We start from the raw sequence: 20982 nt of genomic DNA on the forward strand, positions 1-20982 counted from the left end.
CTAAAAAATGTACAGTTTGGAAAGAGTGATTGTAATGCTAGATTATTCTGTATCTGATGTAAAGGGAATAGGGGAGAAATTTGCAGATGATTTAACTGCTATGAATATTCATACGGTTGAAGATCTTCTGTTTCATTTTCCTACTAGATACGATGTACTAGAAATTCTTCCCCTAAGTGAATTAATCCATGAGGATAAAGTGACAATTGAGGGAAGGGTATTAAGTGCCCCTTCTCTTTCCTTTTTTGGTAAGAAAAAATCTCGACTTTCTTTTAATGTGGAAGTAGAGAATATTGCAGTAAAGGTTGTCATGTTTAACCGTGCATTTGCTAAAAATCAGATAAATATTGGTGATACTATTACACTTACTGGTAAGTGGGATGCGCACCGTTTACAAATAACAGTCAGTAACTATCAAAAGGGTTCTATGGAGAAGTCCACTAATATTCAGCCAATATATTCTGTAAAAGGTGAAGTTACGAACTTCCGTTTAAAAAAGGCTATTCAACAAGCTATTAAAGACTTTGGTGATGAAATCGAAGAAATACTACCTCGTGATATGATTAGAGAATATAAGATACCTACTCGTAAAGATGCGGTTAAAACGATGCATTTTCCAGAGAGTCGTGTTTCATTAAAGCATGCTAAAAGAAGATTTACATATGAAGAATTTCTATTATTCCAGCTTAAGATACAAATCTTACGGAAAAGGCGTAGAGAGCAATCGGCGGGAAATGCCCAACAATATGACGAATCTAAGATTCAACAATTCATAAGCAAATTTCCCTTTGTTTTAACGAATGCTCAACAAAAATCATTAGATCAAATCTTAATCGATATGAAATCACCACATCGGATGAATAGACTTTTACAAGGAGATGTGGGGTCTGGGAAGACTGCAGTTGCAGCTATTGGTCTATATGCTTCAATAACCGCTAATAAACAAGGTGCACTAATGGTTCCAACCGAAATTTTAGCTGAACAGCATTATCAATCGTTAAAAGAAATGTTTGGGGGCTTGGCGAGAATAGAGTTATTAACGGGTTCTGTCAAAGGGAAAAAACGAAAAGAGATATTAACGGATCTTCAAAATAACGAAGTCGATATTCTTGTAGGAACACATGCATTGATTCAAGATGAGGTTCATTTTGATGATCTAGGTCTTGTTGTAGTAGATGAACAGCATCGTTTTGGTGTAGAACAACGAAGAGCACTTTCAAATAAAGGGTTATACCCAGATGTTTTATTTATGACGGCTACACCAATCCCTAGAACACTTGCCATCACTGCTTTTGGAGATATGGATGTTTCCGTAATTGATGAGATGCCTCAGGGTAGAAAAGAGATTGAAACTTATTGGACAAAAGCAAACACATTTGACCGTGTTTTAAGTTTTATCGAAAAGCATGTTAATGAAGGAGAGCAAGCATATATTATTTGTCCGTTAATCGAGGAGTCAGAAAAGTTGGATATTCAAGACGCAGTTGATTTGTACAATCAATTAGTTGATTATTATCCTGATTCAATTAGGGTCGGACTAATGCATGGAAGGTTACACCCTAACGAGAAGGATCAAGTGATGAAAGAATTTGCTGCTAATGAAGTTCAAGTTCTTGTTTCCACTACAGTCGTAGAAGTAGGTGTTAATGTACCGAACGCTACTATTATGGTGATTTATGATGCTGAACGATTCGGATTATCCCAATTACACCAATTAAGAGGTAGGGTTGGTCGAGGAGACAAGCAAAGTTATTGCATATTAATAGCGGACCCTAAAAGTGAAACCGGTAAAGAAAGAATGCGTATTATGACAGAAACGAATAATGGCTTTGAATTATCGGAGCAAGATTTAAAATTACGTGGTCCTGGGGACTTCTTTGGAACGAAACAAAGTGGATTACCAGAGTTTAAAGTAGCGGATATGATCCATGACTATCGAGCACTTGAAACAGCAAGAAATGATGCACAAGAAATTATCCAATTTAACTTACTAGATGAAGATTCAGAGTACGAAAATTTAAGAGTTTTGTTAGAGAATGAAGGAGTTTTTGATACAGTTCTTGACTAATTCTTACTTGCATAATTCCAATATGTAATATATATTACTATTAGTACCAAGTCATAATAGCAACAATTATTACCCTAAAATATTGAAAAGTGGATGGTGCTTTGATGAGGATACCGAAAGTAAAAAGACAAGAAAAACTAAAAGATACGATTGAAGAAACTCCTTTTATTACGGATGAAGAATTGGCTAAAAAATTTGATGTGAGTATCCAAACTATTCGACTTGACCGAATGGAACTATCGATTCCTGAGCTCAGGGAAAGAATCAAAACGGTTGCGAAACATCAATGGAATGAAACGGTAAAATCGTTACCGTTAGAGGATGTAATTGGGGAAATTATTGACTTAGAACTTGATAAACGTGCGATATCTATACTTGATATAGGTAAGGAGCATGTTTTTACTAGAAATAATATAGCTCGTGGACACCATTTGTTTGCACAAGCGAATTCACTTGCAGTAGCAGTTATAAATGATGAATTAGCTTTAACAGCAAATTCAGTACTTAAATTCAAAAGGCAGGTTCGTCAAGGGGAACGAGTAGTTGCAAAGGCCTTTGTTCAAGGAACGGATGAAAAAGGGATGACAATTGTTCAAGTTGATAGTTTTGTAGACAGTGAAAAAGTCTTCTCTGGCGAATTTCATATGTATCGGTCAACGGAGAAAAAAGGAGATTAGCAAATGAAAATTGCAATAGATGCTATGGGAGGCGATTATGCACCCAAGGAAATTGTATTAGGTGCAATGGATGCCATCCAAGAATTTGATAATTTACATATAACGCTTGTTGGGGATGAGAAACAAATAACAGAGTATGTAACTAACAGTGAAAGAATTACTATAGTCCATGCTGATGAAGTAATCACTGGAGATGATGAGCCCGTTCGAGCTGTAAGACGAAAGAAAAACTCATCTATGGTCAAAATGGCTGAAGAAGTAAAAGAAGGTAGAGCTGATGCGTGTATATCTGCTGGAAATACGGGCGCTTTAATGAGTGCAGGACTTTTTGTGGTTGGTAGAATACCGGGTATTGATCGTCCGGCACTTAGTCCTACTCTTCCTACTCTAGAGGGAGAAGGATTTCTAATGTTAGATGTTGGTGCTAATGTCGATGCAAAACCAACTCATTTGGTACAATATGCTATTATGGGGTCTGTTTATGCAGAAAAGGTAAGATCTATTAAGAATCCACGTATTGGCTTATTAAATATCGGTACGGAAGATGGTAAAGGCAACGATTTAACGAAGAAAGCTTTTGAATTAATGAAAAAAGCACCGATTAACTTTGTAGGTAATGTGGAATCTCGAGATTTATTAAATGGAGTGGCGGATGTCGTTGTAACGGATGGTTTTACGGGGAATGTAGCATTAAAAACGGTAGAAGGAACTGCGGCTTCATTATTCACTATGTTAAAAGAAACCTTTATGTCTTCACTGAAAACAAAGCTTGCTGCTGGGCTAGTGAAGAATGACTTAAAAGGTTTGAAAGATAAACTAGACTATTCCGAATATGGCGGTGCAGCTTTGTTTGGCTTAGCGGCTCCAGTGGTTAAAGCACATGGTTCATCTAATAGAAGGGCAATTTTTAGTGCAATAAAACAAACTACCCATATGGTTGAGCACCGTGTGATAGAGACGATAAAAGAAACCGTTGAATCGATGCGAGTGGATGAGGAGGATAATGAATGAAGAAACTAGCATTTATGTTCCCAGGACAAGGGTCGCAAACTGTTGGTATGGGAAAGGAAATTCATGATGCATATCCAAGTATCCAACAATTATATATAGAAGCAAATGAAGTACTTGGAAAAGATTTAAAATCATTAATGTTTGATGGGCCATCAGAGATTCTTACTGAGACAGAAAATGCACAACCTGCTTTATTACTAGCTAGTATTGCTGTACAAAAATTACTTGAAGCGGAAGGTATTCATCCCGATATGGTAGTTGGTCATAGCCTTGGGGAATACAGTGCTTTAGTAGCGGCCAATTCTATTACGTTGAAAGATGCACTACCACTTGTTGCAACACGCGGTCGTTTAATGGAAGAAGCCTTTCCTAAAGGGCAAGGAACAATGGCGGCAGTGTTAGGTCTATCTGCAGAGGAAATTCAGGAAGTTGTTGAAACCATTACGGACGAAGTCGTTGATCTTGCAAATATTAATTGTCCTGGCCAAATCGTTATTTCAGGTTCAGTTCAAGGTGTTCAAGAAGCAAGTAATAAACTGAAAGAAAAAGGTGCAAAACGAGTTATTCCTTTAAATGTCAGTGGACCATTTCACTCTAGATTAATGGAAGCTGCAAATACTGATTTTGCTACTTACTTAAATCAAGTTGATATTAGAGATGCATCGATACCTGTATTTGCAAATGTAACAGCCAGTCCTGTTACGGATCGAAATGAGATTAAGGAGCTTCTTTTAAAACAATTATATTCTCCTGTTCGGTTTGAAGAATCCATTCGTAATATGTTAGAAACCGGCGTAGAGGCTTTTGTTGAAGTGGGTAACGGTAAGGTGCTTAGTGGATTAGTGAAGAAAATTGATCGTAAAGCAACTATTTTTACAATACAAGACGAAAAATCCTTGAATGATTTTATTACTTGGTATCGAGGTGAATCTTAATGTTGAATGGAAAAACCGCTATTGTTACGGGTGGCTCTAGAGGAATTGGTAGAGCTATCGCCCTGGAATTAGCTGAAAAAGGCGCAAATATCGTCGTAAACTATGCTGGTAGTGAGGCTAAAGCACAAGCTGTCGTTGATGAAATTAATGCGATTGGTGTTAAAGCTATTAAGTTCCAAGCAGACGTCGCAGATGAAGAACAAGTGAAAAATATGATAAAATTGACTACCGAAACATTCGGTAGTGTAGATATTCTTGTTAATAATGCCGGAATTACTAGAGATAATCTATTAATGAGAATGAAAGAATCAGAATTTGACCAAGTTATTAATACGAATTTAAAAGGTGTCTTTGTTTGCACAAAGGCTGTTACACGTCAAATGATGAAACAACGTTCTGGAAGAATTATAAATGTCGCTTCTATCGTAGGGGTAAGTGGTAATCCAGGACAGGCAAATTATGTAGCTGCTAAAGCAGGTGTGATTGGTCTAACTAAGACGACTGCTAAAGAATTAGCTTCTCGTAACATATTAGTAAATGCTATCGCCCCTGGCTTTATATCAACAGATATGACGGATGCATTGTCTGACGAGCAAAAAGAGGGAATGTTAAGCATGATACCTTTGGCCAAATTAGGTGAACCGGAAGATGTAGCAAAGGTAGTTCGATTTTTAGCTTCAGATGATGCAAACTATATAACCGGCCAAACTATCCATATTGATGGTGGCATGGTTATGTAAGGATAAACAACTTTGAAGGGAGGTGAAAGTTTTATGGCAGACGTATTTGATCGTGTAAAAGAAATTATTGTTGATAAACTTGATGTAGAAGAATCAAAAGTAACAATGGAAGCATCTTTCAAAGATGATTTAGAAGCAGATTCATTAGACGTAGTAGAGCTTGTTATGGAGCTTGAAGATGAATTCGATATGGAAATTGCTGATGAAGATGCAGAAAAAATTAACACTGTTGGTGATGCTGTAAATTACATAAAAAATTTACAGGGCTAATATAAATGTTTAAGGTCTCGCTTTAGAACGCGAGACTTTTCCATATATCAACAAGAGGTGGCAAGTATTAATGGATCGTAAAAAAATAGAACAGCTGCTTAATATTGAATTCCGTAATATTGAGGTAATAAAACAAGCATTTACACATTCATCTTATGTGAATGAGCATCGTGATATCCTTACATCAGATAATGAAAGATTAGAATTTTTAGGGGATGCGGTTTTGGAACTTGGAGTTTCACAATATTTATATCGAAAATTTCCTAACATGCCCGAAGGAGAAATGACTAAATTACGTGCTGCTATTGTATGTGAGCCCTCTCTAGAAGCATTTGCTCGCAGTTTAAATTTGGGTGAACATATTCTGTTAGGTAAAGGGGAAGAGATGACAGGCGGAAGAAATCGACCAGCTCTTCTTGCAGACGTTTTCGAAGCTTTTTTGGGTGCGCTTTATTTAGATCAAGGATTCGATATAGCATTAAACTTTTTAGAAAAACATGTATTTCCTAAAATAGACACAGGTGCTTTTTCGCATGGGATGGATTATAAGAGTAAGTTACAGGAGATTGTACAACAAGATAAGAATCAAACAATTGAATATCAAATTGTTGATGAGAGAGGTCCTTCACATAATAAAGAGTTTGTTGCCGAATTGCTTATTAATGAGAAAGTGCTAGGATCTGGAATTGGACGTACGAAAAAGGAAGCGGAACAACGAGCTGCTAAGGATGCTCTAGATAAGTTAGGAGTTTAAAATATAGTAGGAGGCTGTCTTTATGGACAACCTCCTTTTTAATTGAAGTTTAGATTCTTACTTTTCTTAGCTCTTCAATAAATGCTTGTGTTTCTGATGCAGAAAGGTTTCCTTTTTTTACAACGATATCATACATAAACTTTATATCTTCGTATTTGGAGATGTCGTAGTCTTCTACATCAAATAAAGAACGATTTACGACGGCTAGATGGTTAGCTAGTTCGTTTAATATGTATGTAAGGTTTTCTTTTGTTGCATTTTCTAAATTCATTTTACACCTCTATTTGTTATAATAATGTGGGTAAACCTTATGTTTACTTCTTTTGTTGTTATAAATATGATAAAATAAATGCATTAAAAAGCCAATAATTAAATTGTTGTTTATAGTTTTTTATAATTACCTAACGAGGTCTGCTTTTTGTAACACTCCACTTTGCCGTGGAGTCCAGGGAGTTAGGTACTACTACATGAGTAAACTTCTTTGTGGCCTTGCTAAGTGAAAGTTAACTACAAAGTGAACAGTTAGATTATGGATAACCAGCAGAGATCAGCTTGGCCACTATTCCATTAAGGGAGTCTCTGCATAATATAGAGCGATCACAGTTTCATTTTTAGTTGATTCAATTTAATAATATCAATACTTATAATACAGAGAAAAGAGAAAATGGAATCGGTAATAATTATTGGGGAGATTCGTTTTCAGTAGGAGAATGTTTATGTTTTTGAAACGTTTAGAAAGTGTAGGTTTTAAGTCGTTTGCAGAGCGGATATATGTTGACTTTGTTCCGGGTGTTACGGCTGTTGTTGGTCCTAATGGTAGTGGTAAGAGTAATATTACCGATGCTATCCGTTGGGTATTGGGGGAACAATCTGCTAAATCACTACGTGGTACGAAAATGGAAGATATTATTTTTCAAGGTAGTGATTCTAGAAAAGCATTAAATGTAGCTGAAGTTACGTTAGTTTTAGATAATAGTGATCAAACAGTACCACTTGATTATGATGAAGTAAGTGTAACGAGACGGGTGTATCGTTCTGGCGAAAGTGAATTTTATATTAATAAACAGTCTTGTAGACTTAAAGATATTGTCGATTTATTTCTAGATTCTGGTTTAGGAAAAGAAGCATTTTCTATAATTAGTCAAGGTAAAGTAGAAGAAATTTTAAGTTCTAAATCAGAAGAAAGAAGAACTATTTTTGAAGAGGCAGCTGGAGTTTTAAAATATAAACAGCGAAAGAAAAAGGCAGAGTATAAACTTGCTGAAACACAAGAGAATTTAAACCGTGTAGAAGATATTATTTATGAAATTGAAAATCAGTTAGAGCCATTAAAAGCCCAAGCAGAAAAAGCGAAAGAATACTTAAAACAAAAAGACTTGCTTAAACATCAGGAAATTTCTTTACTAATAACAGAAATTGAATTATTACATGAAGAATGGCAAGGGTTACTTAAAGAAATTGAATCCGAAAAGATGGATGAAATAGCACTAAAAACACAAATTCAGAAGAAGGAAGCAAGTCTAACTTCTGAGCGAGAAGAAATAGAACGTATTGATGATAAGATAAATGAACTACAAGAACGTTTACTTACGACAACACAGCAACTTGAACAATACGAAGGAAGAAAGCAAGTATTCCACGAACGAACAAAACACTTTGCTGAGAATAAAGAAAAACTAGAAATTCAAAAAAATGAAGCGAAAGAGTTAATGGAGAGATTAGAATCTGAACTTGTAGAAGAATCAAAACGATTAGCGGAACTTCAACAAGAGAAGAAAACTACAAAGAAAAAAGTTGAAGAGCTAAGGACTAAACTTACTACAGGTAAAGAAAGTCTACAGGAGCAAATTGAAGAGCTTAAGTCGGAATACATTGAATTCCTTAATAAACAAGCAGCAAAAAGAAATGAAAAACAGTCGATTGCTCAGCAAGTACAGCAAATCCATGCTAAAAAAGATAAACAATCTGATAAATTCCAAGACTTAATTGACCTAAGAGAAAATTATTCAAAGCAGTTAGCGGAGGCTAACAAGTTAGTAGAGTCTGCTGAAGAAGACTATCGTAATAAGAATGAATCATTAAAACAATTGAAACTGGATATTGAAACAAAACGTAATAAATATCAAGACTCTCAAACAAAGCTTTACCAAGGATATCAATATATTGAAAAGCTAAAATCAAAAAAAGAGATGCTTGAAGATATGAAAGAAGACTTTCAAGGATTCTTTCAAGGTGTTAAAGCAGTACTTAAAGCCAGAGAAGACGGGAAACTATCCGCAATTCATGGGGCAGTAATAGAATTAATCGATGTGCCTAAATCTTATATTACAGCGATAGAAACCGTACTCGGAGGTCAAGCACAGCATATTATAGTCGAAAATGATGCCTCTGCTCGAGAAGCAATTGCTTGGTTGAAACAAACAAATAGTGGAAGAGCAACATTTTTACCGCTTGGGTCCATTCAGCCGAGATTTGTACCGCAGGATATATTAAAACAAATAAATAATCATCCTGGTTTTGTAGGTATTGCAGGCCATTTAGTTACAACAAATCCTACTTTCCAAAAAGCGATTGATCATTTAATGGGACATGTTGTGATAGCTAAAACACTTAAGGATGCAAATGACATTGCACGTATCGTAATGCGTAAGTATCGAATTGTTACTTTAGATGGTGATGTTGTGAATCCAGGTGGCTCTATGTCTGGTGGCGCGCAGAAGAAATCAAATTCGACTCTTTTTACGCGAGAAAAAGACTTGCAAGAATTAACGGAGAAATTAAATGAATATGAACTAAAAGCACAAGATTTCGAAAAGCAAGTAAAAAGTCAAAAAGACCATTTAGCAATACTAGAACAAGAGCTTCAAGAACTTGAACACAAAGTAAATGAAAATCAATATATCCTTCAAGATGCTAAATCCAATCAAAAGGAAATTGAATTAAAACTTGCTTCGTTACAAGAAAATCTTTCTGTCTATGATCAAGACAAACAACAATATGACAGAGATATAACACTACTTGAAAATCGGAATCAGGAGTTAAATGCAGAACTTAGCTCGATTGAAGAAAAGTTACAAGCATTTCAATCTCAAATTGATACATTATCTAAGCAAGAGCTAGAATTTAAGGAAAATCAAGATCAACTGCAACATGATTTTCACCAATATCAAGTACAACTTGCTGAACAAGAAGAACGTGTAAAAAACCAACAAGAGAAAACGAATATATTAAATGAACGATTAACAACACAATTCGATCAATACGAGAAAATAGTTCAAGAGCTTGAGGATCTTATTGCTATATCACAGTCTGAAGAAACAGAAGAAGATATCAATGAAAAGCTTCAAGAGAAAAGTGAAGAAAAAGATTCCATTACAGCTTCGATACAGCAACTACGTTCCAATAGAATGACTCGTACACAAAAAATGCAAGATGAGGAAAGAGAGTTAAAACAAGAAAGTAAGAAACACCAAGATATAATGCAAAAGATCCAGCAGAAGGAAGTTAAAGCAAATCGAGTGGATGTTGAACTTGAAAATCGTTTATCTGTCTTACAAGAAGAGTATATTATGACATTTGAAAGGGCGAAACAAGAGTTTCAAAAGGTTGAAAATATCGAAGAAGCAAAAAATAATGTCGCTGAGATTAAAGCTAATATAACTCGTCTTGGAAATGTTAATCTAGGTGCGATTGAAGAATATGATCGTATTCTTGAACGTTATACGTTCTTAACAGAACAAAGAAATGACCTAGTAGAGGCTAAGGAAACATTATTCTCTATTATTAAAGAGATGGATGAAGAGATGGAACATCTATTTAGTACTACCTTCTCACAAATAAAAGAGGAATTTGAAGTAGTTTTCAAACAACTATTTGGTGGTGGTCATGCTGAATTAAAGCTAACCGACCCTAATAACTTGTTAGATACTGGTGTCGACATCATTGCACAACCACCGGGGAAAAAACTTCAAAATTTAAGCTTATTATCGGGTGGAGAACGCGCATTGACTGCTATCGCTTTATTGTTTGCTATTTTAAGAGTTCGTCCAGTACCATTTTGTGTTCTAGATGAAGTTGAAGCAGCATTAGATGAAGCAAATGTTGTGCGTTTCGCAAAATATGTTAAACATTATAGTGAAAATACACAGTTCATTGTAATTACACACCGTCAAGGTACGATGGAGCAGGCGGATGTTTTATACGGAGTAACGATGCAAGAGTCTGGAGTATCTAGATTAGTATCGGTTCGTCTAGAAGAAACAAGAGAGCTTATTCAGTCGTAAAGGAGAGCTAAGATCATGAGCTTTTTACAAAAGTTAAAGAATAAATTTAAACAAGACAATCAAGAGGAAGTTTCAACGAAATATAAAGAAGGAATGGAAAAAACAAGAAAATCCTTCTCTGGCAGGATAAATGATCTAATCGCGCGATATCGTAAAGTTGATGAAGATTTCTTTGAAGAATTAGAAGAGGTACTTATATCAGCTGATGTTGGTGTCATGACAGTCATGGATTTGATTGATGAATTAAAATTCGAAGTACAACGCCGTAATATTAAAGATACTTCGGAAGTAAGAGAAGTGATTTCAGAAAAATTAGTAGATATTTACTATGGTGATGATGATGAAGAAATTGAAACAATAAACCTTCAAGAAGATGGTCTTTCTGTTGTTTTAGTAGTAGGTGTGAATGGTGTAGGAAAAACCACTTCCATTGGAAAACTAGCACATAAGCTTAAAGCAGAAGGAAAAACAGTGATGCTTGCAGCTGGAGACACTTTCCGTGCGGGTGCGATTGAACAGTTAGAGATCTGGGGTGAACGTGCCGGAGTAGAAGTTATTAAGCAAAATGCTGGTAGTGACCCAGCAGCTGTTATTTTTGATGCAATTAAAGCAGCAAAATCACGAAATGTTGATGTCTTATTATGTGATACTGCTGGAAGATTACAAAATAAAGTAAACTTGATGAATGAATTATCGAAAGTAAAACGTGTTATTGAAAGAGAAATACCAGGTGCACCACATGAAGTTTTATTAGTATTAGATGCTACAACAGGCCAAAATGCGCTGAATCAAGCAAAAACCTTTTCTGAATCAACAGATGTTACTGGAATTGTATTAACAAAATTAGACGGGACTGCAAAAGGTGGTATTGTCCTAGCAATTAGACACGAGCTGAATATACCAGTTAAGTTTGTAGGGCTTGGTGAAAAAGCAGAAGACTTACAAAAATTTGATGCGAATGCATTTGTTTATGGTTTATTTGCTGATATGTTAGATCAACCAAATGAAGAATAGGTTTGTCTTCTACTTGCAAAAGGTTTTCGTGTTCGTTAAGATAAAATGTAAAGGGATTTCACTTAACAAGGGGTGATGAAATGCTAGAGAAAACGACGAGAATTAATTATTTATTAGATTTTTACCAAGCATTACTGACACCCAAACAACGTAGTTATATGGAAATGTACTATCTTGAGGATTATTCTTTGGGGGAAATATCAGAAGAGGCAAATGTTTCAAGACAAGCAGTGTATGATAATATTAAACGTACCGAAGCAATGTTAGAATCCTATGAAGAGAAGCTGCATTTATATGAAAAGTTTGAGAATCGGATGAAGCTTATTCAACAAATGGAAACATATGTTGCTGATTTAGGAGATGAACTCCTTCGTACGTATATTAACCAATTAAAAGAATTAGATTAGGGGGACACCTTCTATGGCATTCGAAGGATTAGCCGACCGCCTGCAAAATACGATAAAGAAAATTACTGGAAAAGGGAAAGTTTCTGAACAAGATGTAAAAGAAATGACTCGTGAAATTCGACTTGCATTACTTGAAGCGGATGTTAACTTTAAAGTAGTTAAAGATTTAATTAAACGTATTAAAGAACGTGCAGTTGGGCAAGAGGTAATGGAAAGCCTGACGCCTGGTCAACAGGTTATTAAGGTCGTAAAGGAAGAACTAACCGAGTTAATGGGTGGAGAGCAGAGTAAAATAGCTGTAAGTGACCGCCCACCAACCGTCATTATGATGGTCGGCTTGCAAGGTGCTGGTAAAACAACCACTACCGGAAAGCTTGCTAATTTATTAAGGAAGAAGCATAATCGTTCACCTTTATTAGTAGCCTGTGATGTATATCGTCCGGCTGCTATAAAGCAATTAGAAACGTTAGGAACTCAATTGGATATGCCGGTTTTCTCCATGGGAATAGAAGCAAATCCAGTTGATATAGCAAAAAAAGCAATTGAAAAGGCAAAAGAAGACCATCATGACTATGTTCTAATAGATACTGCAGGTAGACTTCATGTAGATACAGACTTAATGGGGGAATTAGAACAAATTAAATCGACCGTTAAGCCTGATGAAATCTTCCTTGTAGTCGATGCAATGACAGGACAAGATGCTGTAAATGTTGCAGAAAGCTTTAATGAACAACTTGATATTACAGGAGTTGTATTAACTAAGCTTGACGGTGACACTCGTGGTGGTGCGGCATTATCTATTAAAGCAGTTACTGGTAAAGCTATTAAATTTGCTGGTATGGGTGAAAAACTTGACCAATTAGAACCATTTCATCCTGAACGTATGGCTTCACGTATTCTAGGAATGGGGGATGTGCTGACCCTAATTGAAAAGGCACAAGCATCAGTAGATGAGAAACAAGCAAAAGAATTAGAAGAGAAGATGCGAAATGCTAGCTTTACATTTGATGACTTTTTAGAACAGATGAGTCAAGTAAAACAAATGGGGCCACTAGATGACTTATTAGCTATGATTCCCGGTGCGAATAAAATGAAGGGTCTTAAAAATGTTCAATTTGATGATAAACAGCTTTCTCATGTAGAAGCAATTATTAAATCGATGACAAAGAAGGAACGTCAAGACCCAAGTATTATGAATGCCAGTCGTAAGAAAAGGATTGCTAAAGGATCTGGGACTTCTGTATCTCAAGTAAACAGGCTATTGAAGCAATTTGATGAGATGAAGAAGATGATGAAACAGATGACGAATATGCAAAAAGGAAAGAAAGGAAAAGGATTTAAACTTCCTTTTAATCCGTTTTAATTTAGAAAAGTCCTTGATTTATATATAGTTATCAACTATTATAATAGATGTAATGTAAAAACACTTTACAGACTTTCAAGTTTCTGATAAAATCAATTCTTGTGAGAACATATTAATGGAGGTGCAAGTAATGGCAGTTAAAATTCGTTTAAAACGTATGGGTTCTAAAAGAAATCCTTTCTATCGTATTGTTGTAGCAGATTCACGTTCTCCTCGTGACGGACGTTCTATTGAGCAAATTGGAACTTATAATCCTGTAGTAGATCCAATTGAAGTTAAAATAGATGAAGCAAAAGCACTTGACTGGATGGCAAAAGGCGCTAAGCCTAGCGATACAGTACGTAACTTATTCTCAAAAGAAGGCATCATGAAGAAATTCCACGAACAAAAAACTAATAAGTAAAGTAGTGTGATATCATGAAAGCCCTAATAGAATCGATTGTTACACCATTAGTAGATTACCCAGAGGATGTTGTTGTAACAGAGAAGGAAGAAGACACAAAAATTGTCTATCATCTAACTGTTAATCAGAATGATGTTGGTAAGGTAATTGGGAAAAATGGCCGTATTGCAAAAGCGATTCGTACAGTAGTTTATGCTGCAAAGTCAGATGCAAATAAACGAATCTATTTAGATATCATGTAAGGGAAAGGGAAACCTTTCCCTTTTACACATTCTTTAAAGATTCTCTGGATTCAAAATTAGTTAGGTAACTACATATGATAGATGCTCTAATTGGTCTAACACGGACTAATGTGTATATTTACCACTAAAAAAAGTGAGGGTAGAGAGTGAGGAATTTAAGTGAATATAATAAAGAAAGTTGTTATAAAACAAATTATTACAGAAAAAAGTAAAGCAGCTTTAAGAGAAAAATTCACGAAACATAGAATGCGACTTGAACAAGAGTGTCAACAGTTGTTATTTGAACAACGTAAATTACAAAACAAAAAAAGCATGTCCAAACAGGATCTTCACGATCGATTTCAACAAGAGATAAAAAATAGAAAAGAAAAAATTAAACTAGTAGAGTTTAAAATAGAGCAATTGGAAATGCTAGAAATTGGAAGCGAAATTGTGGAAAGTGAAGTTGAGGCTCTTGTTGAGGTAGAAGTTGGTACGCATTGGAAAGATATAATGGAACAAACAGCAATTATTATAAAAGATGGCAAAGTTGTTAGGATAGATAACTAAAAAGGTGAGAGATATGGAAGAGAAAATGTTTACCGTAGGGAAAATTATAAATACACATGGAATTCGTGGTGACTTAAAAGTTCTTCGCGTAAGTGACTTTGAAGAACGCTTTGAAATAGGTAACACTTTATTTTTGGTGACGGATGAAAAAGTAGTTCGGGAGTTAGAAATTGATGGTCATCGAATCCATAAAGGATTTGATTTAGTACACTTTAAGGGCTTAGATAATATAAATGATGTGGAACATTTTAAAGGATCAGCCCTAAAAATTAAAGAATCACAGCTTACCGAATTAGATGAAAATGAATATTACTATCACGAAATAATCGGTTGTGAAGTATTTACGACTGATGGAGTTAGTCTTGGTCAAATTAAAGAGATATTAGCTCCAGGTGCTAATGATGTATGGGTTATAAAACAGGCTAAAGGGAAAGATATTTTAATTCCATATATTGAAGAAGTAGTTCGTGAGATTGATGTAGCAGCTAAACGAATCGTTATACAACCGATGGAAGGATTGCTTGAGTAATGCAAATTGATATTCTAACTTTATTTCCTGAAATGATTGAAACGGTATTCAATACGTCAATTTTAAAAAAAGCACAGGAAAAAAATAAATTTCAGTATAACCTGGTAAACTTTCGTGACTATACGGAAAACAAGCATAATAAAGTAGATGATTATCCATATGGTGGAGGGGCTGGAATGGTTTTATCACCCCAACCTATATTTGATGCGGTTGAATCTATTACAAAAGATAAAAATTCGAAACCTCGTGTTATCTTAATGTGTCCGCAAGGTGATAGGTATACACAGAAAAAAGCAGAGGAACTTTCAAAAGAGGAGCATTTGATTATTATTTGTGGTCATTATGAAGGATACGATGAGCGAATCCGAGAACATCTAGTTACAGACGAGATTTCCATAGGTGACTACATTTTAACAGGAGGAGAGCTTGGTGCTATGGTTGTGGTGGACAGTGTTGTAAGACTTTTACCAGAAGTATTAGGTAACCAAGAATCAGCCCCACAAGATTCCTATTCTACAGGGTTACTAGAGCACCCTCATTATACAAGACCAGCTGATTTCAGAGGAATGAAAGTCCCTGAGATACTTACATCTGGTGATCACGCCAAAATAGAAGCCTGGAGAAAAAACGAATCCCTAAAAAGAACTTACATGCGGAGAAGAGACCTACTAGAAAATTTCCCTCTAACAGAGGAAGAAAAAGAATTTATACGAAAATTAAAAGAACTAGAAAATAAAAATGACTAAATTAATTGTATTATGGATACACGAAGGGGGATGTATTCGAACCACTAGTTCGGAAGCTATCTTATAATTTTTTAAGTTACTAGTTGAAGTATACTTTGTATTGTGATATATTATTTATTGTGCTTAAGTGCGACTTAGGTACTTATAAACGATGTTCCGCTGTTACCTATCGGAAATAAGAGCATTGGTTTGGAAGGAGTTGAACAGGATGCAAAAATTAATCGAAGAAATCACACAAGATCAGCTTCGTAACGATCATCCTGATTTCCGCCCAGGAGATACTGTGAAAGTTCACGTTAAAGTTGTTGAAGGCAGTCGTGAACGTATTCAGGTATACGAAGGTGTCGTTATTAAACGTCAAAATGGTGGAATCAGCGAGACATTTACAGTAAGAAAAATTTCTTATGGTGTAGGTGTTGAACGTACTTTCCCAGTACATTCACCTCGTATTGATAAAATCGAAGTTTCACGTCGTGGTATCGTACGTCGTGCTAAACTTTACTATCTTCGTAATCTACGCGGAAAAGCAGCACGTATTAAAGAACGTCGATAAGACTAGAAAACGAAAAAAGCATTTAGAAAGGAGCTTGGTATTTTATGCAAGCTCCTTTTTACATAATATAATAATAGCTACATGGTAATGAATATAACTATAGAAATAGTAGATTTCGGAGGTTGAATTATGGCCAAGAAAAGAAAAAATGAGTGGTTAGATTGGATAAAAGCTTTATTAATCGCATTCGGTTTAGCCTTTCTTGTAAGAACCTTCTTATTTACACCTATTATAGTTGATGGTCCTTCTATGCAACCGACATTACACGATCGAGATCAAATGATTGTTAATAAGTTTTTATACAAAATAGATGAGCCAGAACGGTTTGATATCGTTGTGTTTCATGCTAATGATCAAAAAGATTTTATTAAACGTGTAATTGCCTTGCCAGGTGAACATGTGGCTTATAAAGATAATATTTTATACATAAATGGTCAGCCTATAGAAGAAAAGTTTTTTCATGATATTGATGTGGACGTTAGGACATACGATTTTTCATTAGAGGAACTTACAGGTAATTATACTACAGTTCCAGAAGGTCATGTCTTCGTCTTAGGTGATAATCGAACTAATTCAACAGATAGCAGGTTACTAGGGCCAATTCCAATGGATCAGATTGTTGGGAAAGCAAGTGTTATCTACTGGCCATTTGAAAGATTTGAATTCATAGGAGAGTAGAACCGCAATGACAATACAATGGTTTCCAGGCCATATGGCGAAAGCGCGAAGAGAAATAGAAGAAAAGCTAAAGTTAGTTGACTTTGTAATGGAGCTAGTGGATGCACGTGCACCACTTTCGTCCCAGAATCCGATGCTTCAGCAAGTGTTACAAAGTAAATCCAAAATGATTTTACTAATGAAACGAGATTTAGCAGATTCAAAAGTAACGAATGAATGGATTGAGTATTTTAAAGAAAAAGATATACCGGCTTTAGCTGTTAATGTTAATGACAAAGCAGATATTAATCGGGTTATCCAATTAGCAAAGGAATTAGGCCAACAGAAGCTAGAGAAATTATTAAAAAAAGGAATACAGCCTAGACCTGCTCGAGCTATGATAGTAGGGATTCCGAATGTTGGAAAATCAACCCTAATCAATCGACTTGCCAATAAAAAAATAGCTAAGGTAGGAGATCGACCAGGAGTAACGAAGCAACAGCTTTGGATTAAAGTTAAAAAGGAATTTGAATTATTGGATACTCCTGGTATTCTTTGGCCGAAATTTGAAGATCAAGTTGTCGGTTATCGTTTAGCTGCCATAGGCACAATTAAAGATCAGTTATTATCTTTACAAGATATCGTTACTTTTGTGATTAATTATTTGAAAGAGTACTATCCTTCTTCATTAGAAGAACGATACAAAATTGAACAGCATGAAGAAGATATGTTAGAAATTTTTATTAAAATAGGCAAATTTAGAGGTGCGCTTGAAAGTGGTGGAACTGTCAATTTTGATAAAGTTTCAGATATTGTGATTCGTGATTTAAGAACAGGCCGACTAGGAAACATTACTTTAGAGCGACCGAAAGAGTTAGAATAAGGCATGCATCAATTTGATGGATGTCTTTTATTTTTTCTTTAATATGCCGATATAATTAGTAGAAAGAAAGGTGTTACTATGGGGAAAAATTCGATTTCTGAAATAAAAGCTTTATTAGAATCAGGGGCAATAACCGTTGAAGAACTCAATACATTAAAAGCTGATACACGTAAAGGTGTTCAAAAACTAGTTCAAACTTATGAAAAACAAAAACTTAAACTAGAAGCTTTAGAAAAAGCTTATTATGAAATGGCTACATATGAAAGACGGAGCTATCAGGATGGCAAAAATTTAGTTGCTGGTATCGATGAAGCGGGGAGAGGTCCTTTAGCAGGTCCAGTAGTAGCTGCAGCGGTCATATTACCAACTGATTTTAAACTACTTGGTTTAAACGATTCAAAGAAATTAAATGAAGCGAAAAGAAATGAATTCTTTGACATTATTAAAAAAAATGCTATTTCATTTGGAATATCTATCGTAGACAGTCAAAAGATTGATGAAATCAATATTTTAGAAGCTACCAAATTTGCGATGAAGGATGCACTATCTCAATTAAATCCGCCTGCACAGCATGTTTTAATCGATGCTGTAAAACTAGAAAATTTACCTTGTAGTTCAGAATCCATTATTAAAGGAGACGCAAAAAGTGTCTCGATAGCTGCTGCAAGTATATTGGCAAAAGTAACACGAGATAGACTAATGAAGGAGATTCATAACGAATTTCCAATGTATGATTTTCGCTCTAATATGGGATATGGAACGAAGTATCATATCGAAAAATTAATGGAATATGGGGCTTCCCCATATCATAGGAAGTCTTTTGCCCCAGTTAAAGAGAATATAAAGTGAGTGATTAAGTTGAATATTCAGGTGGTATTACAAAACCAATTATCTAAATTAAAAGAGCCTGCCCAAACACTTCGGCTCGGTCAGATTATTCAAGGGCACATTTTAAAACTTTATCCTAATAATAAAGCCCATATTCAGTTAGGGATGATGCAATTAATTGCCCAGCTAGAAGCGTCACTTGAAATTGGTAATAAATACCATTTCCAAGTGCAATCTATGGAAAATATGACCCATCTTAAAGTATTAGGGGACCCATTACCTAAAAGAGCACCAAATGAGATGAATGCCACTATTCTTTTACGTCAAATAGGTCTAAATAATACTAAGGCAGTGCAAGAGTTTGTAGCGGTTCTTTTACATGAAAAAATTCCATTTGATAAGGGGCAAATACAACAGGCTATTCCACTTATAGAGTCTTCCGCAAATAAAGAACAGGCTAAAGCAGTGCTGAAAGAAATGATTGTAAATAGAATGCCGATTACGGACTCTGTATTCCAAGCTTTATCGGTTAAACAATTTGAGAGTTTTACAGAAACAATAAAAGCAATTGAATACGAATTACGTCAAAATCATACAGGATACCACCACCAAATTACAAGTAATAACTTGAACAAACAACTTCATCAACTTACAGGAAATACAGGACAAATCCAAATAGCACTAATAAACACTATCGCTGAGAATCCTGAGATTTTCAATGTATTAAAGGCAATAGGAATAATAGATGATAATATACCGTTTAGTACATGGTCTAGTCGGGTAAAACAAAATCCGGATGGTGTTAAACCGAATATTACTCACTATTTCAACGTAGAAACTGTAAAGCAATTGCAGACAATAATCTCACAACTTGATAAGGTGCACATTCAAGCTAATACGTTTCTAAATAATTGGGGAAACGTTCTTCAAACTAGTATCATGAATCAAATTCCTTTATCAGAAGAAGCTTTTACTATGTTACAAAATGAACTAAATCGAAGCATATTTCAACATATTCCAATGAAGCATATGGAATTAGTTAATCATCCAAAGCATTTACAAACTTTAGCGAGTAATGTAGAAGTATTAGGTAAACAAGAAAATTTTGTTAAGATTGATCATTTTTTACAGCATTTCATTAAAGAATCCTTTACTGAGCAAGTAAGAACGGTCTTACAAGATGTAGGTTTACAATACGAAAAGGCCATTCTTCAAGATGAGAAAAATCCTTTGCACTCACTAAAAGGGATGGTTTTGCAATTAATACAATCAAGTGATGGAGTTTTACAAGAGCAAGGAACTAAGCTATTACAATTTATTAATGGATTGCAATTACAATCATATAGTGAAACAGATAAGATGCTTCAGGCAAATCTTCTGTTACCTGGAGAAGGTCTTGGTCTTGATAAGGATGTCGCATTATCCTTTGAAGGGAAAAAAGATGAAGATGGTAAGATCAATCCCGATTATTGTCGAGTGGTGTTTTTTCTAGATTTAACTAATTTGGAAGAGACAATAGTTGATATGCAAGTTCAAAAGCGGTCTATATCTATTACAATTTTAAATGACCATCCGATAAATACTATTACACAGTCGTTGAAACCACTGTTGAAGGAAGGGTTACAGCGATTAGATTACCATTTATCTAATATTACGCTTAAGCCGCTAATGAATCAAAAGGATACAATGAAAAAGCAAAATCATGTTTATAAAAATCAACCAACTTCATATCAAGGAGTTGATTATCGTATATGAATTCAAGTAGGAAAAAAGCAGTGGCTTTAACTTATGAGCAAGATAAGGAATATGCTCCAAAAGTAAGTGCTACAGGAAAAGGATTAATTGCTGATAACATTATTAAAAAGGCGAAGGAAAACCATATTCCAATTATGGAAGATAGGACCCTTGTAGAATTACTTTCAGAATTAGATATTAATGAAAAAGTACCTGAGGAGTTATATCAAGCTGTAGCTGAAGTATTCGCTTTTATATATAGAACCGATCAAAAGGTAACTAGTTTAAAGAAATAAAATTACGACAAAAATTGGCTCTTTTCTTGTACAATTTTCT

23 protein-coding genes are annotated in these 20982 nt (G+C 35.0%); 22 read left to right on the forward strand and 1 reads right to left on the reverse strand.

Translation table 11 applies throughout. The features are described 5' to 3' along the window. Window positions 1–34: 34 nt before the first annotated feature. From recG to rnc, 7 genes are all read left to right on the forward strand, one after another. On the forward strand, window positions 35–2068 hold the full coding sequence (gene recG, locus AB1K81_RS04250) for an ATP-dependent DNA helicase RecG (RefSeq protein ID WP_412975404.1): 2034 nt from the start codon (window positions 35–37) through the stop codon (window positions 2066–2068). A gap of 104 nt (window positions 2069–2172) precedes the next feature. Beyond that, on the forward strand, window positions 2173–2745 hold the full coding sequence (fapR, locus tag AB1K81_RS04255; RefSeq protein ID WP_412975405.1) for a transcription factor FapR: 573 nt from the start codon (window positions 2173–2175) through the stop codon (window positions 2743–2745). A 3-nt stretch (window positions 2746–2748) separates the two neighbouring features. Then, window positions 2749–3756 (forward strand): phosphate acyltransferase PlsX, encoded by a 1008-nt coding sequence (plsX, locus tag AB1K81_RS04260; RefSeq protein ID WP_412975406.1) that lies wholly within the window; start codon window positions 2749–2751, stop codon window positions 3754–3756. Then, a complete protein-coding gene (fabD, locus tag AB1K81_RS04265) occupies window positions 3753–4691 on the forward strand; it encodes an ACP S-malonyltransferase (protein WP_412975407.1) in 939 nt (312 codons plus the stop codon). Before plsX ends, fabD begins: the two co-directional genes overlap by 4 nt. After that, on the forward strand, window positions 4691–5431 hold the full coding sequence (gene fabG / locus AB1K81_RS04270) for a 3-oxoacyl-[acyl-carrier-protein] reductase (protein WP_412975408.1): 741 nt from the start codon (window positions 4691–4693) through the stop codon (window positions 5429–5431). Before fabD ends, fabG begins: the two co-directional genes overlap by 1 nt. Window positions 5432–5464: 33 nt before the next feature. Continuing rightward, a complete protein-coding gene (locus tag AB1K81_RS04275) occupies window positions 5465–5701 on the forward strand; it encodes an acyl carrier protein (protein WP_412975409.1) in 237 nt (78 codons plus the stop codon). Between the two features lie 70 nt (window positions 5702–5771). Beyond that, window positions 5772–6455, forward strand: a complete 684-nt coding sequence (rnc, locus tag AB1K81_RS04280) for a ribonuclease III (protein ID WP_412975410.1) — start codon at window positions 5772–5774, stop codon at window positions 6453–6455. A 49-nt stretch (window positions 6456–6504) separates the two neighbouring features. Here the strand turns inward: rnc and AB1K81_RS04285 are convergent, their stop codons facing one another. Further along, complete coding sequence (locus AB1K81_RS04285; protein WP_412975411.1) at window positions 6505–6726, reverse strand: DUF1128 domain-containing protein; 222 nt, start codon at window positions 6724–6726, stop codon at window positions 6505–6507. A 445-nt stretch (window positions 6727–7171) separates the two neighbouring features. Between AB1K81_RS04285 and smc the strand changes: the two genes are divergently transcribed. From smc to AB1K81_RS04360, 15 genes are all read left to right on the forward strand, one after another. Further along, complete coding sequence (smc, locus tag AB1K81_RS04290; protein WP_412975412.1) at window positions 7172–10738, forward strand: chromosome segregation protein SMC; 3567 nt, start codon at window positions 7172–7174, stop codon at window positions 10736–10738. Between the two features lie 15 nt (window positions 10739–10753). After that, the gene (gene ftsY, locus AB1K81_RS04295; protein ID WP_412975413.1) at window positions 10754–11752 is read left to right on the forward strand and encodes a signal recognition particle-docking protein FtsY; all 999 of its coding nucleotides are present in this window, start codon (window positions 10754–10756) and stop codon (window positions 11750–11752) included. An 80-nt stretch (window positions 11753–11832) separates the two neighbouring features. Then, on the forward strand, window positions 11833–12159 hold the full coding sequence (locus AB1K81_RS04300) for a putative DNA-binding protein (RefSeq protein ID WP_412975414.1): 327 nt from the start codon (window positions 11833–11835) through the stop codon (window positions 12157–12159). Window positions 12160–12172: 13 nt separating this feature from the next. Continuing rightward, complete coding sequence (gene ffh / locus AB1K81_RS04305; RefSeq protein ID WP_412975415.1) at window positions 12173–13522, forward strand: signal recognition particle protein; 1350 nt, start codon at window positions 12173–12175, stop codon at window positions 13520–13522. 130 nt (window positions 13523–13652) lie between these two features. Next, a complete protein-coding gene (gene rpsP / locus AB1K81_RS04310; RefSeq protein WP_186868649.1) occupies window positions 13653–13925 on the forward strand; it encodes a 30S ribosomal protein S16 in 273 nt (90 codons plus the stop codon). Between the two features lie 14 nt (window positions 13926–13939). Further along, window positions 13940–14167, forward strand: coding sequence for a KH domain-containing protein (locus AB1K81_RS04315; RefSeq protein WP_412975416.1), 228 nt, complete (start codon window positions 13940–13942; stop codon window positions 14165–14167). 159 nt (window positions 14168–14326) lie between these two features. After that, on the forward strand, window positions 14327–14716 hold the full coding sequence (locus tag AB1K81_RS04320; protein WP_412975417.1) for a YlqD family protein: 390 nt from the start codon (window positions 14327–14329) through the stop codon (window positions 14714–14716). A 13-nt stretch (window positions 14717–14729) separates the two neighbouring features. Beyond that, window positions 14730–15245: a ribosome maturation factor RimM gene (gene rimM, locus AB1K81_RS04325; protein WP_412975418.1), complete on the forward strand. Its 516-nt coding sequence runs from the start codon at window positions 14730–14732 to the stop codon at window positions 15243–15245. Continuing rightward, window positions 15245–15991 carry a tRNA (guanosine(37)-N1)-methyltransferase TrmD gene (gene trmD / locus AB1K81_RS04330; RefSeq protein ID WP_412975419.1) on the forward strand — a complete coding sequence of 249 codons (747 nt, stop codon included), beginning with the start codon at window positions 15245–15247 and terminating at the stop codon, window positions 15989–15991. Before rimM ends, trmD begins: the two co-directional genes overlap by 1 nt. A gap of 208 nt (window positions 15992–16199) precedes the next feature. Further along, window positions 16200–16544 (forward strand): 50S ribosomal protein L19, encoded by a 345-nt coding sequence (gene rplS, locus AB1K81_RS04335; RefSeq protein WP_412976115.1) that lies wholly within the window; start codon window positions 16200–16202, stop codon window positions 16542–16544. A 129-nt stretch (window positions 16545–16673) separates the two neighbouring features. After that, window positions 16674–17222, forward strand: coding sequence for a signal peptidase I (lepB, locus tag AB1K81_RS04340; protein WP_412975420.1), 549 nt, complete (start codon window positions 16674–16676; stop codon window positions 17220–17222). Between the two features lie 7 nt (window positions 17223–17229). Next, entirely contained in the window at window positions 17230–18084 is an 855-nt protein-coding gene (gene ylqF, locus AB1K81_RS04345; protein ID WP_412975421.1) for a ribosome biogenesis GTPase YlqF, read from the forward strand. A gap of 78 nt (window positions 18085–18162) precedes the next feature. Further along, window positions 18163–18933, forward strand: coding sequence for a ribonuclease HII (rnhB, locus tag AB1K81_RS04350; RefSeq protein WP_412975422.1), 771 nt, complete (start codon window positions 18163–18165; stop codon window positions 18931–18933). A gap of 9 nt (window positions 18934–18942) precedes the next feature. Further along, complete coding sequence (locus AB1K81_RS04355) at window positions 18943–20667, forward strand: hypothetical protein (RefSeq protein WP_412975423.1); 1725 nt, start codon at window positions 18943–18945, stop codon at window positions 20665–20667. After that, window positions 20664–20942 (forward strand): EscU/YscU/HrcU family type III secretion system export apparatus switch protein, encoded by a 279-nt coding sequence (locus AB1K81_RS04360; RefSeq protein WP_412975424.1) that lies wholly within the window; start codon window positions 20664–20666, stop codon window positions 20940–20942. Before AB1K81_RS04355 ends, AB1K81_RS04360 begins: the two co-directional genes overlap by 4 nt. Window positions 20943–20982: the final 40 nt, after the last annotated feature.

The sequence above is a fragment of the Ornithinibacillus jepli genome (genome assembly GCF_047228935.1).
In the GTDB taxonomy this organism is placed as follows: domain Bacteria; phylum Bacillota; class Bacilli; order Bacillales; family Amphibacillaceae; genus Ornithinibacillus.

What these genes read in the sequence shown, in the direction of transcription:
- rnhB (WP_412975422.1), top strand. Translation starts at nt 18,163, where the DNA reads ATGGGGAAAAATTCGATTTCTGAAATAAAAGCTTTATTAGAATCAGGG.
- recG (WP_412975404.1), top strand. Translation starts at nt 35, where the DNA reads ATGCTAGATTATTCTGTATCTGATGTAAAGGGAATAGGGGAGAAATTT.
- AB1K81_RS04285 (WP_412975411.1), bottom strand. Translation starts at nt 6,726, where the DNA reads ATGAATTTAGAAAATGCAACAAAAGAAAACCTTACATACATATTAAAC.
- rnc (WP_412975410.1), top strand. Translation starts at nt 5,772, where the DNA reads ATGGATCGTAAAAAAATAGAACAGCTGCTTAATATTGAATTCCGTAAT.
- plsX (WP_412975406.1), top strand. Translation starts at nt 2,749, where the DNA reads ATGAAAATTGCAATAGATGCTATGGGAGGCGATTATGCACCCAAGGAA.
- AB1K81_RS04275 (WP_412975409.1), top strand. Translation starts at nt 5,465, where the DNA reads ATGGCAGACGTATTTGATCGTGTAAAAGAAATTATTGTTGATAAACTT.
- ftsY (WP_412975413.1), top strand. Translation starts at nt 10,754, where the DNA reads ATGAGCTTTTTACAAAAGTTAAAGAATAAATTTAAACAAGACAATCAA.
- rpsP (WP_186868649.1), top strand. Translation starts at nt 13,653, where the DNA reads ATGGCAGTTAAAATTCGTTTAAAACGTATGGGTTCTAAAAGAAATCCT.
- rimM (WP_412975418.1), top strand. Translation starts at nt 14,730, where the DNA reads ATGGAAGAGAAAATGTTTACCGTAGGGAAAATTATAAATACACATGGA.
- AB1K81_RS04300 (WP_412975414.1), top strand. Translation starts at nt 11,833, where the DNA reads ATGCTAGAGAAAACGACGAGAATTAATTATTTATTAGATTTTTACCAA.
- fabD (WP_412975407.1), top strand. Translation starts at nt 3,753, where the DNA reads ATGAAGAAACTAGCATTTATGTTCCCAGGACAAGGGTCGCAAACTGTT.
- rplS (WP_412976115.1), top strand. Translation starts at nt 16,200, where the DNA reads ATGCAAAAATTAATCGAAGAAATCACACAAGATCAGCTTCGTAACGAT.
- ylqF (WP_412975421.1), top strand. Translation starts at nt 17,230, where the DNA reads ATGACAATACAATGGTTTCCAGGCCATATGGCGAAAGCGCGAAGAGAA.
- AB1K81_RS04360 (WP_412975424.1), top strand. Translation starts at nt 20,664, where the DNA reads ATGAATTCAAGTAGGAAAAAAGCAGTGGCTTTAACTTATGAGCAAGAT.
- fabG (WP_412975408.1), top strand. Translation starts at nt 4,691, where the DNA reads ATGTTGAATGGAAAAACCGCTATTGTTACGGGTGGCTCTAGAGGAATT.
- trmD (WP_412975419.1), top strand. Translation starts at nt 15,245, where the DNA reads ATGCAAATTGATATTCTAACTTTATTTCCTGAAATGATTGAAACGGTA.
- smc (WP_412975412.1), top strand. Translation starts at nt 7,172, where the DNA reads ATGTTTTTGAAACGTTTAGAAAGTGTAGGTTTTAAGTCGTTTGCAGAG.
- fapR (WP_412975405.1), top strand. Translation starts at nt 2,173, where the DNA reads ATGAGGATACCGAAAGTAAAAAGACAAGAAAAACTAAAAGATACGATT.
- ffh (WP_412975415.1), top strand. Translation starts at nt 12,173, where the DNA reads ATGGCATTCGAAGGATTAGCCGACCGCCTGCAAAATACGATAAAGAAA.
- AB1K81_RS04315 (WP_412975416.1), top strand. Translation starts at nt 13,940, where the DNA reads ATGAAAGCCCTAATAGAATCGATTGTTACACCATTAGTAGATTACCCA.
- lepB (WP_412975420.1), top strand. Translation starts at nt 16,674, where the DNA reads ATGGCCAAGAAAAGAAAAAATGAGTGGTTAGATTGGATAAAAGCTTTA.